Origin of the sequence: Pseudomonas sp. R38(2017) (genome assembly GCF_002112395.1) — a bacterium.
In the GTDB taxonomy this organism is placed as follows: domain Bacteria; phylum Pseudomonadota; class Gammaproteobacteria; order Pseudomonadales; family Pseudomonadaceae; genus Aquipseudomonas.
Genome location: NZ_NEHN01000003.1, coordinates 255,239 through 269,851 on the forward strand (window position 1 = coordinate 255,239; position 14,613 = coordinate 269,851).

Genomic DNA, 14,613 nt, shown 5'->3' on the forward strand with positions numbered 1-14,613 from the left:
GGTGATTATCGGGTGTGTTCGTTTTTTTATCTTGGTTAGTTTATAGGCAGTCAAGCCGAAGCCTGTCTTGCTTTATAACTTCCAAGGGTATTTAAATGAATGTTGCATTGAATGAAAAACTTCTGTCGGAGAGCTATCCAGCCTGGCTGGAACGGTTGGGACAGACGGAAAGGAGAACTTATCTCGAACAAAGTAGGGTGTCCGAACTCAGCGACACCAGACTTCAGGACTTGTTGGCACCTTATACCTCTTTGAAAGACTATGCCCGTCATGTGGTGAGAGAGGTTCTGCAACTTGAGTTCGGACGTGAATTCGACGCCGATGAAATCCAGTGCAGTTGCCGATACACCTTCAGTGTGGGGAATCGGCAAGTCGTTCAGGAGGATACCCGATCGCTGACTGAGCAATTCATTATAGGTCTGCATGAAGAGGAACAGAGGGGGGAGATCTCCATTAAAGGCCGGGATCTTCCTTCAAGCCTGAACCAACAATGGCTGGAGGACATACTCGTTCGTGATGTTCGCTCGGTCTACGGTGCCGAACTCGGCAAATTGTACCAACGTGCTGATGTTATTGACGCCATGAAGAACGCGCTGCGTGAAAAACTCCTGCTAAGCGCATTGGCAGCTCGATATCAGGGCCACATCAGCAAAGACGATTATCTATCGAGCGTTCAGCGTGCCGTAATGGGGGACAATGCCTTTGTGATAGATGGCATTCGCATAATCGAAGATACGCGACCATTGTCTCAGATGCTGGTCATCGGGGCTCGCAAGGGTAATGGCGAACCATTGTTTCTTTATGCACCTGACTCTCCCGGCGGTCAGACCTGGTACGAATGCCGCAGCTTGCGCCAGGTCGACATCACAGTGATCGACTGGACAAGGGAGCAGGCGGGGCGCGATTTCATTGCTTCCCGCGCGCATGCCTTGAACCGTCGTCAGATTGTGGGCTTTCTGAAAAAGCTCGAGAAAATGCCCAGTCTCTGGAGAGGCATAATTCTGGCATCGACACCGCACATGGCCGACGAGGCCTTGAACGGCATCGTTGAAAATGCTCGTGCCTGGCGGATTTCCGAAGAAGAAAGCCTGCGCCCCTATGGATATCGAACAGCGTCCATAGATCAACGCCAGAGCTATGCCCGCATCAATTGCGAACTCAAGGCATTGCAGACGCTGATGGTGCGTGAAGGCGGTTTTGTCACGTATGAGCGGTTCTGCTTTGATCTGATCAAGGAGCGCGTCGAGCAGGTGCTACTCGAGAAAGGAGAACAGATCACGATCAATCCCGACCGGATTTTCGTTGACGTCAGCCCGCAAGTGCAGATGACACTGACGGAGTTGATCATCACCGAAACCCATTTTTATGCAAACGATGCAGGTTCCCCCTGGAGTTATCCCCGATTCACATTGGCGCATGATCATCTGCCTGTGATGAATCTGGATATCCGCCATATTGCCAGTTGGTCACGAACACTACGCCCGGGTGAAAAATACATTGCAATGCTGCATGAGAAATACCTCGATCCTGACCATGCCGAAGGTGCTCTCAAACGTCTGATCCACAAACAAGTCGCGCGTCGCCATATGCAGATCGGCATTTTGCAGGAGCGCTTTCACGGACGTCTGAGGGCCGCGCAATTCGATCAGCTCATGCGGATTGTTGATGCCAGCGAAAACGTCGATACCCGCCCGTTGTTCTCCATTGGGTTCGAAGAGCCCGGGTTGTTCCAGTTCGAGATAAGGGATCGACCGGTAGTGGGAAACTTTGTTTTTCGCTGGGTGACAGCAGGGCAGGTCGAGAGTTATCTCTTCACTCCGGATGCACCCGACGGTCGTTCGATCCGGCCGTTTTCGGAGTTCGTTTCGGCCGTCAAGACACTTGAGCTTGGGCAGTATTTTTACGAGCGGGTGATGTACAAGGATCAGAAAGTTGTCGGAACCTATATCACCGATCTTGAACAACTGGAAAATTTCACTCAGATGCCGGTTGTTCAGCCGTATGCCCGAGCCACGGACTTCAGTGGTGATTTCGATGGTTTGATCCAGCGGACCATTTCCGATGTCGACGAGAAAACAGAAAGCCTCAATGAGATCATTTTCAAACTGGTCTTCAAAGCGGTGGAAGCAGCGGCTACGGCGATCAGCATAGTCATTCCGCCTGTGGGTATTGCGGTGAGTGTAGCGTTGCTGACAAAAAACCTTTGGGAGGCCGCCGAAGCTTACAAGGATGGCGATCGTGTGACGGCGCAAGTCCATATTTTCTGGGCATTGGTCGAACTGGCTTCGCTGGGCAAGGCCGGTTATAGCCGTCTGGCTCCAACGAAAACGCAGAAGGATCTCATCGGGTTGCTGGGTGATGTCTATACCATCGAGAAATTCTTCTCTCAGGCGACCGGACAGCAGAGACTGCCGTTGCAGGCGCTGGCGATCATTCAGTCAGTTCTCGATGATCCGGATTCCTTCGCCAGCAGGACCTACCTCAGGTAACGGTCAGTCCGACTTGTTCTCGGGTTGATACCCCATCCGCCAACTCACGGCCCGCGTCACCGCCAGCAACCGTTGCGCCGCCGGGCCGTTTTCGTCGGCGTGGAACAACGAAGTCGGGCCGACGATGGTCAACACCGCCTCGATCTGCCCGAGGGCGTTGAACACCGGCGCCGACAGGGCATCGACGCCGGGCATCAGCAAGCCGTGTACATGATGCAGACCTCGTTCGCGGATCTGTTCGCACAGCACTGCATAGGCTTTTTCGTCGGCCAATGGGTGAGCGCCAACAGCGATTTCCTGTTCGCGCAATTCGTCGGTTTCCCGGTGCGGCAGGTACGCGCCGAAGACCAGACCGGTGGATGAACTGAGCAGCGGTAATACCGAGCCAAGTTGTGTCACTACGGTCACCGCGCGCACCGCCGGCTCGATGTGTACAACGGTCGCGCCCTGATTGCCCCACACCGCCAGGAAACAGGTTTCGTTGAGCTCGTCGCGCAGTTCGGCCAGGGGCAGGGCGGCGACTTTCAGCACGTCCATACTGTTGAGTGCCGCCAGGCCAACGCGCAGCGCTTCACGGCCGAGGCCGTAATGGTTGGTGGCGGTGTTCTGCTCGGCGAAGCCGCTGGCGATCAATGCCTGCAGATAACGATGAACCTTGCTTGCCGGCATCTGCACATGTTCGGCCAGACGCGACAGCGAAGTGGACGGCGACAACTCGGCCAGGGCCTTGAGGATGTCGGTGCCGACCTCCGCGGAGCGGACTTTCTGTTTGCCGTTGCTGTCGCTGGTTTTTTCCATGGTGCTGCCGTGTCCCGGAACGAATGGGCGTCTTTATAGCTTGACGCTGGATAGCGAGCAAATTACGTTATGCGTAATTGAATTACGATAAAAATAACCCCGGCGTGCCAAGACCTCCGATCCAGAGCGTCCGGCCATGCCGACTCCCTGTTCAGGAGGCTCCATGAACCTCGATTCAGCCCTGGCTTACCAGTCCGGTTTCGGCAACGAGTTCAGCTCCGAAGCGTTGCCCGGCGCACTGCCCGTCGGCCAGAACTCCCCGCAGAAAGCCCCGTACGGTCTCTACACCGAACTGTTCTCCGGCACCGCGTTCACCATGACCCGCAGCGAAGCGCGGCGTACCTGGATGTACCGGATCCAGCCGTCGGCCAATCACCCGGCCTTCGTCAAACTGGAGCGGCAACTGGCAGGCGGTCCGTTGGGTGAAGTGACCCCCAATCGCCTGCGCTGGAACCCGCTGGACATCCCGGCCGAACCCACCGATTTCATCGATGGTCTGGTGAGCATGGCGGCCAACTCCGCTGCCGAAAAACCGGCCGGCATCAGCATCTATCACTATTGCGCCAACCGTTCGATGGAACGCGTTTTCTTCAACGCCGACGGCGAGCTGCTGCTGGTGCCGCAACTGGGTCGCCTGCGCATCGTCACCGAACTGGGTGTGCTGGAAGTGGCGCCGCTGGAAATCGCCGTGCTGCCACGGGGTTTGAAATTCCGCGTCGAACTGCTCGATCCGCAAGCGCGCGGCTACGTCGCCGAGAACCATGGCGCGCCGCTGCGCCTGCCGGACCTGGGGCCGATCGGCAGCAATGGTCTGGCCAATCCGCGAGACTTTCTGACCCCGGTCGCCGCCTACGAAAACCTGCAACAACCGACCACGCTGGTGCAGAAATTCCTTGGCCAGCTGTGGGGCACCGAACTCAATCATTCGCCGCTGAACGTGGTCGCCTGGCACGGCAACAACGTGCCGTACAAATATGACCTGCGCCGCTTCAACACCATCGGCACCGTCAGTTTCGATCACCCTGACCCGTCGATCTTCACCGTGCTGACCTCGCCGACCAGCGTCCACGGCCTGGCCAACCTCGACTTCGTGATCTTCCCGCCGCGCTGGATGGTGGCCGAGAACACCTTCCGTCCGCCGTGGTTCCACCGCAACCTGATGAACGAATTCATGGGCCTGATCCAGGGCGAGTACGACGCCAAGGCCGAAGGTTTTGTGCCCGGCGGCGCATCTCTGCACAGCTGCATGAGCGCCCACGGCCCGGACGGCGAGACCTGCACCAAAGCCATCAACGCGGACCTGAAGCCGGCGAAGATCGACAACACCATGGCGTTCATGTTCGAGACCAGCCAGGTGCTGCGCCCAAGCCGCTTCGCCCTCGACTGCCCGCAACTGCAATCCACTTACGACGCCTGCTGGGCCACGCTGCCCGCCACGTTCGACCCGACCCGGAGATAACCCATGACTCAGAATTCCATCACCCGCAGTTGGGTCGCTTCGGCCAACGGCCACACCGATTTCCCGTTGCAGAACCTTCCGCTGGGTGTGTTCAGCCTCAACGGCTCGGCGCCGCGCGCGGGCGTGGCGATTGGCGAACATATCTTTGATCTGCAAGTGGCGCTGGAGGCGGGGCTGTTCGACGGCGCCGCGCGTAGGGCGGTCGAAGCCATGCACGGCGGTCAGTTGAACGCCTTCTTCGAACTCGGCCGCGATGCCCGCGTTGCGTTGCGTGAACGCCTGCTGGAGCTGTTCAGCGAAGGCAGCACTCATCGCGGCAACATCGAAGCCCAGGGTGCAAAACTGCTGCCATTGGCCGCCGATTGCCAACTGCATCTGCCGGCGCGTATCAGTGACTACACGGACTTCTACGTCGGCATCGAGCACGCGCAGAACGTCGGCAAACTGTTCCGCCCGGACAACCCGCTACTGCCGAACTACAAACACGTGCCGATCGGTTACCACGGTCGTGCCTCCACCGTGCGTGCTTCCGGCACCGATGTGCGCCGTCCTAAAGGCCAGACCTTGCCGGCTGGTGCGACTGAGCCGACTTTCGGCCCGTGCGCGCGTCTGGACTATGAGCTGGAGCTGGGCATCTGGATCGGGCAGGGCAACGAGATGGGCGAGCCGATTGCCATTGGCGATGCAGCCGAACACATTGCCGGTTTCTGCTTGCTCAACGACTGGTCGGCCCGTGATATCCAGGCTTGGGAATATCAGCCGCTCGGCCCGTTCCTGTCCAAGAGCTTCATCACCAGCGTCTCGCCATGGGTGGTGACTGCCGAAGCGCTGGCGCCATTCCGCATCGCGCAACCGCCGCGCCCGGAAGGTGATCCGCAGCCATTGCCGTACCTGTTCGACAAGCGCGATCAGGATGGCGGTGGCTTCGACATCGAACTGGAAGTGCTGCTGCTCACCGAGAAAATGCGCGAGCAAAACCTGCCGGCCCATCGCCTGACCCTGAGCAACACCCGCTACATGTACTGGACCGTTGCACAAATGGTCGCGCACCACAGCGTCAACGGTTGCCAGTTGCAGGCAGGTGACCTGTTCGGTTCGGGCACTTTGTCTGGCCCTGAAAGCGGCCAGTTCGGCAGCCTGCTGGAAATTACCGAGGGCGGTAAAAAGCCGATCGAGCTGGCGTCCGGCGAAGTGCGCAAATTCCTCGAAGATGGCGACGAAATCATCCTGCGCGCTCGCTGCGCCCGCGAAGGTTTTGCCTCGATCGGTTTCGGCGAATGCCGTGGCACCGTGCTGGCGGCACGCTGACAGGAGCGGGTCATGGAACTCTATACCTATTACCGTTCCACCTCGTCGTACCGGGTGCGGATCGCGCTGGCGCTCAAGGGCCTCGACTATCAGGCGTTGCCGGTCAATCTGATCGCAGCGCCCGGTGGCGAACATCGGCAACCGGCGTATCTGGCGATCAATCCTCAGGGCCGGGTACCGGCGCTGCGCACTGACGAAGGCAAGTTGCTGATCCAGTCGCCGGCGATCATCGAGTACCTGGAAGAGCGTTATCCACAGGTGCCGTTGCTGCCCGAAGACCTCGTTGCCCGTGCCCAGGTGCGCGGTGTGGCGGCGGTGATTGGCTGCGACGTGCATCCGCTGCACAACGTCAGCGTGCTCAATCGCCTGCGCGGGTTGGGGCATGACGAGCCGCAGGTCAACGAGTGGATCGGTCACTGGATCAGTCAGGGGCTGGCGACGGTGGAGCAATTGATCGGCGATAGCGGTTTCTGTTTTGGCGAGTGGCCCTGTGTGGCTGACGTGTACCTGATTCCGCAGTTGTACGCGGCCGAGCGGTTCAGTGTTTCGCTGGAGGCGTATCCACGGATCCGTCGGGTGGCCGCGTTGGCCGCTGAACATCCGGCGTTTATCGCGGCGCATCCGGCGAACCAGCCGGATACGCCGAAGTAGCATTTGATGGCGCCCGTGCAAGGCACGGGCGCCACTCCGGTTACCCGCAAAAAATCATAAAAACAAAACAGGTACCTTGCGATGCACAACCAGATTGCCAGCTTCCGGGCGGCACTCGACGCCCGTCCTGTGTCCCGCTTTCAGTGGTTGCTCCTGATTCTTCTCGCCTTGCTGCTGGTCACCGACGGCTACGACGCCCAGGTGCTCGGTTACGTGGTGCCTGCGCTGGCGCAGGACTGGGGCCTGGAGAAATCGGCGTTCGGCCCGGTGTTCAGCGCCAACCTGCTCGGCCTGACGCTAGGCTCGCTCGCCGTGACGCCGCTGGCCGACCGCTTCGGTGTGCGGCGGATTCTGCTCGCCTGCGTACTGATCTACGCCAGCCTCACCGTGCTGATGGTGTTCGCCGACTCCCTGAATACGCTGATGATCGCGCGCTTCATTTGCGGCATCGGCATGGGCGGCGCGATGCCCAGCGCCATGGCGTTGATGTCGGAGTATTCCCCGCCACGCCTGCGCACGCTGATGGTGACGCTGGCGGCGTGCGGTTTCTCTTTCGGCGGGGCGGCGGGTGGTTTTGTCGCGGCCGGTTTTATCGACCGTTTTGGCTGGCAAGCGGTGTTCCTCGCCGGTGGTGTCACGCCGTTGCTGCTGTTTCCGTTTCTCTGGTGGATGCTGCCGGAATCCTTGCCGCGTCTTCTACGTGATGCGCCGCCCTATGCGCGCCTGCGCAAGGTCACCGCACGCATGCTGCCGGAGTGGCAACCGCCCGCCGCATCGGTCGAGCAGAACGAACGCGAGCAGGGCAGCAAGCTGACCGTGGTGGAATTGTTCCGCAACGGTTATGCGCGTCCGACCTTGCTGATCTGGGCAACCTTTTTTGTCAGCCTGATCCTGCTGTATTTCATGATCAGTTGGCTGCCGTCGCTGCTGCTGGAAAGTGGCTTGCAACTCAATGAGGCGAACCTGGTGACGTCGATGTTCCTGTTCGCCGGTACGCTGGGGGCGATCTGCATGGCGTGGTTCGCTGATCGGTTGAAAAGCAAAGTGCGTCTGCTGTCCGGTGTGCTGGCCGGTGCAGCGCTGTGCACCATTCTGTTGGGCCTGAATCACGACAACCCGCGTTATCTGGTGGCCTGTGTTTTCGCGGCGGGGTTCTGCATCATCGGCGGCCAACTGACTCTGAATGCCTTCGCCAGCAATTTCTATCCGGCGCACGTGCGCGCCACCGGTACCGGTTGGGCGTTGGGAGTGGGGCGTTTCGGCTCGATTCTCGGGCCGCTGTTCGGCAGCCTGTTGCTGGCGATGCATATTCCGGTGGAGCAGATTTTCTTCTTCTGCGCGATTCCGGCGGTGATCGCGGCGTTGCTGATCATTCAGGTGCGTTCGCCAGTTACTGCGCCGTTCAGTGGACAACCGCGTTCGGCGGCAGATGCCCCAGCCGCTCCGTCAGGCGAAGTCGCTGAATCGGGTCGTCACTGAGCAACAGCGCGTGCTCCAGATCGAAACGCTCGGCGTTCGGGCAATCGAGGCGCTGGTACAGACTGGCCCGGGCCAGGTAATCGGCGGCGCTGGCGTTACCCAGTTCGAGTACGCGCTCGGCATCAATCAGCGCCGCGATGAAATCGTCGTGGGTCAGGTGCAACTGGCGCAGGTTGCGTGACAGACGCTGAAGCATCTGCACCGGCTCGGCAGTCAGCAGGTGGTCGGCGTTGAGTTTCATTTGATGGCCGTACTGGCGATGCAACAGTTCGCGGCAATCGTTCGGATACAGGCGCCGTCCGCCGCACGGATCGAGCAGGTGATCGGCTCCGGGCACCTTCAGCAGGAAATGCCCGGGGAAGTTCACGCCAACCAGCGGGATCTCCAGACCACGGGCCAGTTCCAGGGCGATCAGTGCCAGCGCCAGCGGCTGGCCGCGTTTGGTCTGCATGACTTTGTGCACCATCGCGGCCTGCGGACGCAGCGGTACGAAATCATCCTGGGCAAAACCGAGGTCGGTCATGCGCCGCAGCAACGGTTGCGCCAGCTCGCTGACCGGAAGCAACGGCAAGCCATAACTGACTCGCTGCTGCAGTTCCTTGAATTCCTGCAACAGCGCTTCGGGATCGGCTTGTTTGTCGTGTTCGGCGGCCATCCACAACGCGGCTTCGAACAGCGCGGGCGGTGAACGGTGCAGACAATCGAAGAAACGTTGGCGCGGACTCATCTAAATCTCCGGGGCATGCCTCGTTTTAGCCCCGTCTTTGCCATTCGTCCAGTGTCGGGGCCGCTCTGCCATCGGGTTATGCCGCAACACATTGGTCGCTGTCGGGCCTTATTCCCGTGCGCTTCAGCAATTTTTGGGCGCAAGCCTATACTGGCGACTACCAGAAGTGATTCGGGAGCCTGCCGATGTTCGCTCTCATGCAAAGCACTCGCCTGGAATCGCTGCACCTTAGCGTTGATCCGGTCTCCGGATTGAAGGCGGTCATTGCCATCCATAACAGTCGCCTCGGGCCAGCCCTGGGCGGATGTCGCTATCTTGCCTATCCGAATGACGAGTCCGCCGTCGCGGACGCCATACGCCTGGCTCAGGGTATGAGCTACAAGGCCGCGCTGGCCGGTCTGGCCCAGGGCGGCGGCGTGGCCGTGATCGTGCGGCCGGCCCATGTGGAAAACCGTGGCGCGCTGTTCGAAGCATTCGGTCGTTGCATCGATCAACTCGACGGCCGCTACATCACCGCCATCGACAGCGGCACTTCGGTGGCGGACATGGACTGCATCGCCCAGCAGACCCAGCACGTCACCAGTACCACCTCGGCCGGCGACCCGGCACCGCACGCGGCAATGGGCGTGTTCACCGGGATTCGCGCCACGGCCATGGCGCGGTTGGGCAGCGACAACCTCGAAGGTTTGCGCGTGGCGATTCAGGGGCTGGGCAATGTCGGTTACGCACTGGCCGAACAGCTGCATGCCGCTGGCGCCGAACTGCTGGTCAGCGATATCGACCACGGCAAGGTGCAACTGGCGATGGAACAGCTCAACGCTCATCCGATTGCCAACGACGCCTTGCTCAGCACACCGTGCGACATCCTTGCGCCGTGCGGCCTGGGCGGTGTGCTCAACAGCCACACCGTCACCCAGTTGCGCTGCTCGGCGGTGGCGGGGTCGGCCAACAATCAACTGACGCATCTGGATGTGGCCGATCAGCTGGAACGGCGCGGCATCCTGTATGCGCCGGATTACGTGATCAATGCCGGTGGCTTGATCTACGTATCCCTCAAGCACCGTGGCGAAGAACTGACGACCATCACCGCGCATCTGTCGAAAATCAGTTCGCGACTGACCGAAGTGTTTGCCCACGCCCAGGCAGAAAAACGTTCGCCGGCGCGGGTGGCGGATGAACTGGCGGAGAAAGTGTTGTACCGCTGAGGTTTGTCTTGGCATGAAAAAGCCCCTGAGTCTTGCAACTCAGGGGCTATTCAATTCAGGTGTCGATTACTTCGCAGTTTTCGCCGCCTTGGCAGGTTTGGCTGGCGTTTCTACCGGTTCGTCCGCGTCTGCCGTCTCGGTCGCCACAACCGGCGCAGCAGGTGCGTTGATCAGCTCCGACAGGGCATCAGGCTGGCTCTTGAACGCCCGGGCGAACACATCGCGGTTCTTCGCCATGAAGATCCCGACTTCTTCCACTTGCTGCTCGCTCAACGAAGGAACGGCTTTTTCCAGCACTTCGGCCAACAGTTCGGCCAGTTCGAGCATTTTGTCATGACGGTCAGCTTCGGCTTTATCCATGAACAAGCGCTCCAGATCTCGGCTGCTGCGGTATACCACTTCGACGGCCATTCACCACCTCACATGCCTTCACATTAAGTTGTCTTTGCGACTACTGTATCTATATACAGCGAAAAGAATAAGCGAATCCCTGCGCTTTGGGTAGTGGCTTTTTAATGTAGACCGGATTCGGATTTTTTCAGCCCGACGGTTATGTAAAGGTGCGACCAAACGCCACGGCGCGGGTTTCGCGGCGCCTCGCCATGATGGCGTGGCCTCTTTTCTGCATGCATATGAGTACGTGTGCAATAACCGTCACGTCCAATGCTCAACATCCGCTCGAACCGGGCTAAGGAACCTTCATCGTGAAAATCAACTGGGCCGAGAAACTGCGGCAAAACGTGCATCAACTGGCCGAGTCCCTGGGCAACCTGTTCGTCGAGACTTTCCACTACCTGGCGCTGTTCGCCATTGGTGCGGTAACTGCCTGGGCGGCGGTGATGGAATTTCTCGGGATGCTCGAGGAAGGGCACATCAAGATCGATGACATTCTGTTGCTGTTCATCTATCTGGAACTGGGGGCGATGGTCGGGATTTATTTCAAGACCAATCACATGCCGGTGCGCTTCCTGATCTATGTGGCGATCACCGCACTGACGCGGTTGCTGATCTCCAACGTCTCGCACCACAACCCGCCAGACATGGGCATCATCTACCTGTGCGGCGGGATTCTGTTGCTGGCGTTTTCGATCCTGGTGGTACGTTACGCCTCGTCGCAATTCCCTTCGGTGAAAATCGAGAAGCCGCAACGCAAGCTCGGTGCGGGCTCCGGTGAACACCCTGAGATCGAGAAAGGCGAGCTCTAAAGACCGATTGACGGCCGGTGCTGCCCCTTGATCTGGCGCGGTGGCGGGGTGAGCCCGTCGCCGCGGGTCATGGCCTCCAGGATCGCCATGGCGCTGTGGCCTTGTTCGATGGCGATGCCGAACTGAATGCTTTGTACCAGCCGTTTCAAGCGCTTGGGATCGTTGCGCTGTTCGGCGCTGATCATCCGTTTGGCGACGATCCGGCCGCTGTTGGAGAGGGTCAGCATGATGCTGCCGTCGAGGCCCTGAATGCTCAGGTTGATCTGATAGTCCGGCGCAAAAGCATCGGTAATGATCTGAAAAGGATTGTCCATGATGCGTCACCGCCTGATTGAACGTGCAGTTGTTGACCGGCCTTGATCGGGTTGGTTCGCCAAACCTGACCGTCGGCCCTTCCGTGGTCCTGTGTACTTCAGCGATGTAGCAAGGGACATGCCGGGAATATTGTCGAACAATGAAACCGGCCAAAAAGAAGGCGAGCCCATGGCTCGCCTTCTTTGTTTGCGGCCCGTTTCAGGGCAGAACCGAATAGATGATCGCCGACAGTGCAATCAGGCCGATCAGCACCACGAACACGTTGGATACCTGGCCCGAATACTGGCGCAAGGATGGCACGCGGCGGATCGCGTACATCGGCATCAGGAACAACAGGCAGGCAATCACCGGCCCGCCGAGGGTTTCGATCATGCCGAGGATGCTCGGGTTGAAAGTCGCCACGGCCCAGCAACTGAGGATCATGAACAGCGCGGTCGCACGGTTCAGCCAGCTCGCCGACACCACCCGGCCACGACCCCGCAGGCTTTTGACGATCATGCCCTGGAAGCCTTCGCTGGCGCCGATGTAGTGGCCGAGGAAGGATTTGGTGATCGCCACCAGCGCAATCAGCGGCGCGGCGTAAGCGATGACCGGGGTCTGGAAGTGGTTGGCCAGGTACGACAGGATCGAAATGTTCTGCGCCTTGGCCGCTGCCAGATCCGCCGGCGACAGCGCCAGCACGCAACTGAAGCAGAAGAACATCACCGTGACGACCATCATGCCGTGAGCCATGGCGAGAATGCCGCTGCTCTTGCGCTCGGCCTGATCGCCATAGCGCTGTTTCTGGTCGACGGCGAACGCGGAAATGATCGGCGAATGGTTGAACGAGAACACCATCACCGGGATCGCCAGCCACAGGGTTTTAATGAACACCGACATTTGCATCGATTCCTGGGTGCTGGCGAAGAATGCACCGTTCCAGTTCGGAATCAGGCTGATGCCGAGTAGCAGCAACGCGGCGACGAACGGATACACCAGCACGCTCATGGCTTTGACGATCACGCTCTGACCGCAACGCACGATGGCCATCAGGCCGAGGATCAGCGCCAGCGACAGCACCGCGCGCGGCGGCGGGGCGATGTGCAATTGGTGTTCGAGGAAGCTGGTCAGGGTGTTGGTCAGCGCCACGCTGTACACCAGCAGGATCGGGAAGATCGCGAAAAAATACAGCAGCGTGATCAGTTTGCCGGCGCCAATGCCGAAGTGTTCTTCCACCACTTCGGTGATGTCACCGGAGCGGCCCGACAGCACGAAGCGGGTCAGGCCCCGGTGCGCGAAGAAGGTCATCGGGAACGCCAGCAACGCCAGGATCAGCAACGGCCAGAAGCCGCCGACACCGGCGTTGATCGGCAGGAACAGCGTACCGGCACCGATAGCCGTGCCGTAGAGGCCGAGCATCCAGGTGGTGTCGAATTTGCTCCAGCCCTTGTGGGCGGTTTCGTCATTGCGTGTGCGGTCTACAGCAGGATTTTCGGCAGCAGGTGTACGTACATCGGTCATCGTTTTTGCCTCGTTATTATTCTTGCTCGGGCTCACGTGTTACGGGCAGTCAGGGAGCGCTCCTCAGCACTCCACCCAGCTCACGGCCAGGCCGCCCCGTGAAGTTTCTTTGTATTTGTCATGCATGTCGGCGCCGGTGTCGCGCATGGTGCGGATGACCCGGTCGAGGGAAATGAAGTGTTTGCCGTCGCCGCGCAGGGCCATTTGTGTGGCGTTGATCGCCTTCACTGCAGCGATGGCGTTGCGCTCGATGCACGGCACCTGCACGAGCCCGCCGACTGGGTCGCAGGTCAGGCCGAGGTTGTGTTCCAGGCCGATTTCGGCGGCGTTTTCCAGTTGTTCCGGGGTGGCGCCGAGCACATCGGCGAGCCCCGCAGCGGCCATTGCACAGGCAGAGCCGACTTCGCCCTGGCAGCCGACTTCGGCGCCGGAGATCGAAGCGTTTTTCTTGCACAGGATGCCGACCGCTGCCGCGCCCAGAAAGAACGCAACCACGTCATCGTCGGACGCGTCCGGATTGAATTTCATGTAGTAGTGCAGGACGGCCGGAATGATCCCGGCGGCACCGTTGGTCGGCGCGGTGACCATGCGCCCGCCGGCGGCGTTTTCTTCGTTGACGGCGAGGGCGAACAGGTTGACCCACTCCATCGCCGACAGGGTCGAACTGATGACGTTCGGCTTACCGATTTCCAGCAGGCTGCGGTGCAATTTCGCCGCACGACGCGGAACATTCAGACCGCCAGGCAGGACGCCTTCGTGACGCAGGCCCTGCTCGACGCACTCGCGCATCACCGACCAGATATGCAGCAGGCCCTGACGGATCTCGGCGTCGCTGCGCCAGGCCCGTTCGTTGGCCATCATCAGTTCGGAAACCCGCAGGTCATGCTGCTTGCACAGCGCCAGCAGTTCGACAGCGCTGGAGAATTCGTAAGGCAACTCGACGTCGCCGGTCGGCGCTACGCCAGATTCGGCTTCGGCCGCTTCGATGATGAAACCGCCGCCGACCGAGTAGTACGTTTGCTCGAACAGTTGCCCGGATGCACCGAAGGCTGTCAGCGACATGGCGTTCGGGTGGTAGGGCAGGCTCTCGTCCAGCAACAGGAGATCGTGCTGCCAGTGGAAGGCAATCGAGCGTTCACCGGCCAGAGACAGTTGACCCGTTTCGCGCAGTTGCTGGATGCGTGGCTCGATGGTCGACGGATCGATGCTGTCTGGCCATTCACCCATCAGACCCATGACCGTCGCGCGGTCAGTGGCATGGCCGACGCCGGTGGCGGAAAGCGAGCCGTACAAACGGATTTCCACCCGCTGCACATCGAGCAGCAAATGTTGATCGATCAGGGCCTGGGCGAAGGTCGCGGCGGCGCGCATCGGGCCGACGGTGTGGGAACTGGACGGACCGATGCCGACTTTGAATAGATCGAAAACACTGATAGCCATGCTAAAGCCTTACAAGCAATGGAGTAGGAATCGCCGC

12 protein-coding genes and 1 pseudogene are annotated in these 14,613 nt (G+C 59.9%); 7 read left to right on the forward strand and 6 right to left on the reverse strand.

Features of this window, described 5'->3' with window-relative positions; all coding sequences use genetic code 11:
• Positions 1 to 95: 95 nt before the first annotated feature.
• Positions 96 to 2,489, forward strand: coding sequence for a dermonecrotic toxin domain-containing protein (locus CAF87_RS07970; RefSeq protein ID WP_085729659.1), 2,394 nt, complete (start codon positions 96 to 98; stop codon positions 2,487 to 2,489).
• A gap of 3 nt (positions 2,490 to 2,492) precedes the next feature.
• Here CAF87_RS07970 and CAF87_RS07975 read toward each other — a convergent pair whose 3' ends face one another.
• A complete protein-coding gene (locus tag CAF87_RS07975; protein WP_085729660.1) occupies positions 2,493 to 3,287 on the reverse strand; it encodes an IclR family transcriptional regulator in 795 nt (264 codons plus the stop codon).
• A 163-nt stretch (positions 3,288 to 3,450) separates the two neighbouring features.
• Between CAF87_RS07975 and hmgA the strand changes: the two genes are divergently transcribed.
• The 4 genes from hmgA (at position 3,451) to CAF87_RS07995 (ending at position 8,184) form a co-directional block, all read left to right on the forward strand.
• Positions 3,451 to 4,746, forward strand: a complete 1,296-nt coding sequence (hmgA, locus tag CAF87_RS07980) for a homogentisate 1,2-dioxygenase (RefSeq protein ID WP_085729661.1) — start codon at positions 3,451 to 3,453, stop codon at positions 4,744 to 4,746.
• 3 nt (positions 4,747 to 4,749) lie between these two features.
• Complete coding sequence (fahA, locus tag CAF87_RS07985) at positions 4,750 to 6,054, forward strand: fumarylacetoacetase (protein ID WP_085729662.1); 1,305 nt, start codon at positions 4,750 to 4,752, stop codon at positions 6,052 to 6,054.
• A gap of 12 nt (positions 6,055 to 6,066) precedes the next feature.
• A complete protein-coding gene (gene maiA, locus CAF87_RS07990; protein ID WP_085729663.1) occupies positions 6,067 to 6,705 on the forward strand; it encodes a maleylacetoacetate isomerase in 639 nt (212 codons plus the stop codon).
• 81 nt (positions 6,706 to 6,786) lie between these two features.
• Positions 6,787 to 8,184, forward strand: a complete 1,398-nt coding sequence (locus CAF87_RS07995) for an aromatic acid/H+ symport family MFS transporter (protein ID WP_085729664.1) — start codon at positions 6,787 to 6,789, stop codon at positions 8,182 to 8,184.
• Here the strand turns inward: CAF87_RS07995 and CAF87_RS08000 are convergent.
• Entirely contained in the window at positions 8,108 to 8,911 is an 804-nt protein-coding gene (locus CAF87_RS08000) for a SirB1 family protein (RefSeq protein ID WP_085729665.1), read from the reverse strand. The two genes, CAF87_RS07995 and CAF87_RS08000, sit on opposite strands and share 77 nt — an antisense overlap.
• A 185-nt stretch (positions 8,912 to 9,096) precedes the next feature.
• Between CAF87_RS08000 and CAF87_RS08005 the strand changes: the two genes are divergently transcribed.
• The gene (locus tag CAF87_RS08005; RefSeq protein WP_085711736.1) at positions 9,097 to 10,116 is read left to right on the forward strand and encodes a Glu/Leu/Phe/Val dehydrogenase dimerization domain-containing protein; all 1,020 of its coding nucleotides are present in this window, start codon (positions 9,097 to 9,099) and stop codon (positions 10,114 to 10,116) included.
• A 153-nt stretch (positions 10,117 to 10,269) separates the two neighbouring features.
• Here CAF87_RS08005 and CAF87_RS08010 read toward each other — a convergent pair.
• A pseudogene (locus CAF87_RS08010) lies at positions 10,270 to 10,527 on the reverse strand (YebG family protein); the annotation flags it as partial.
• Positions 10,528 to 10,820: 293 nt separating this feature from the next.
• Here CAF87_RS08010 and CAF87_RS08015 point away from each other — a divergent pair.
• Positions 10,821 to 11,321 carry a phosphate-starvation-inducible protein PsiE gene (locus tag CAF87_RS08015; RefSeq protein WP_003221775.1) on the forward strand — a complete coding sequence of 167 codons (501 nt, stop codon included), beginning with the start codon at positions 10,821 to 10,823 and terminating at the stop codon, positions 11,319 to 11,321.
• Here the strand turns inward: CAF87_RS08015 and CAF87_RS08020 are convergent.
• The 3 genes from CAF87_RS08020 to CAF87_RS08030 form a co-directional block, all read right to left on the reverse strand.
• Positions 11,318 to 11,635, reverse strand: coding sequence for a DUF3509 domain-containing protein (locus CAF87_RS08020; protein WP_085729667.1), 318 nt, complete (start codon positions 11,633 to 11,635; stop codon positions 11,318 to 11,320). The two genes, CAF87_RS08015 and CAF87_RS08020, sit on opposite strands and share 4 nt — an antisense overlap.
• A 199-nt stretch (positions 11,636 to 11,834) precedes the next feature.
• Positions 11,835 to 13,136 (reverse strand): HAAAP family serine/threonine permease, encoded by a 1,302-nt coding sequence (locus tag CAF87_RS08025; RefSeq protein WP_085729668.1) that lies wholly within the window; start codon positions 13,134 to 13,136, stop codon positions 11,835 to 11,837.
• A 63-nt stretch (positions 13,137 to 13,199) separates the two neighbouring features.
• The gene (locus CAF87_RS08030; protein WP_085729669.1) at positions 13,200 to 14,576 is read right to left on the reverse strand and encodes an L-serine ammonia-lyase; all 1,377 of its coding nucleotides are present in this window, start codon (positions 14,574 to 14,576) and stop codon (positions 13,200 to 13,202) included.
• Positions 14,577 to 14,613 lie beyond the last annotated feature (37 nt).

What these genes read in the sequence shown, in the direction of transcription:
- CAF87_RS07970 (WP_085729659.1), top strand. Translation starts at nt 96, where the DNA reads ATGAATGTTGCATTGAATGAAAAACTTCTGTCGGAGAGCTATCCAGCC.
- CAF87_RS07975 (WP_085729660.1), bottom strand. Translation starts at nt 3,287, where the DNA reads ATGGAAAAAACCAGCGACAGCAACGGCAAACAGAAAGTCCGCTCCGCG.
- hmgA (WP_085729661.1), top strand. Translation starts at nt 3,451, where the DNA reads ATGAACCTCGATTCAGCCCTGGCTTACCAGTCCGGTTTCGGCAACGAG.
- fahA (WP_085729662.1), top strand. Translation starts at nt 4,750, where the DNA reads ATGACTCAGAATTCCATCACCCGCAGTTGGGTCGCTTCGGCCAACGGC.
- maiA (WP_085729663.1), top strand. Translation starts at nt 6,067, where the DNA reads ATGGAACTCTATACCTATTACCGTTCCACCTCGTCGTACCGGGTGCGG.
- CAF87_RS07995 (WP_085729664.1), top strand. Translation starts at nt 6,787, where the DNA reads ATGCACAACCAGATTGCCAGCTTCCGGGCGGCACTCGACGCCCGTCCT.
- CAF87_RS08000 (WP_085729665.1), bottom strand. Translation starts at nt 8,911, where the DNA reads ATGAGTCCGCGCCAACGTTTCTTCGATTGTCTGCACCGTTCACCGCCC.
- CAF87_RS08005 (WP_085711736.1), top strand. Translation starts at nt 9,097, where the DNA reads ATGTTCGCTCTCATGCAAAGCACTCGCCTGGAATCGCTGCACCTTAGC.
- CAF87_RS08020 (WP_085729667.1), bottom strand. Translation starts at nt 11,635, where the DNA reads ATGGACAATCCTTTTCAGATCATTACCGATGCTTTTGCGCCGGACTAT.
- CAF87_RS08025 (WP_085729668.1), bottom strand. Translation starts at nt 13,136, where the DNA reads ATGACCGATGTACGTACACCTGCTGCCGAAAATCCTGCTGTAGACCGC.
- CAF87_RS08030 (WP_085729669.1), bottom strand. Translation starts at nt 14,576, where the DNA reads ATGGCTATCAGTGTTTTCGATCTATTCAAAGTCGGCATCGGTCCGTCC.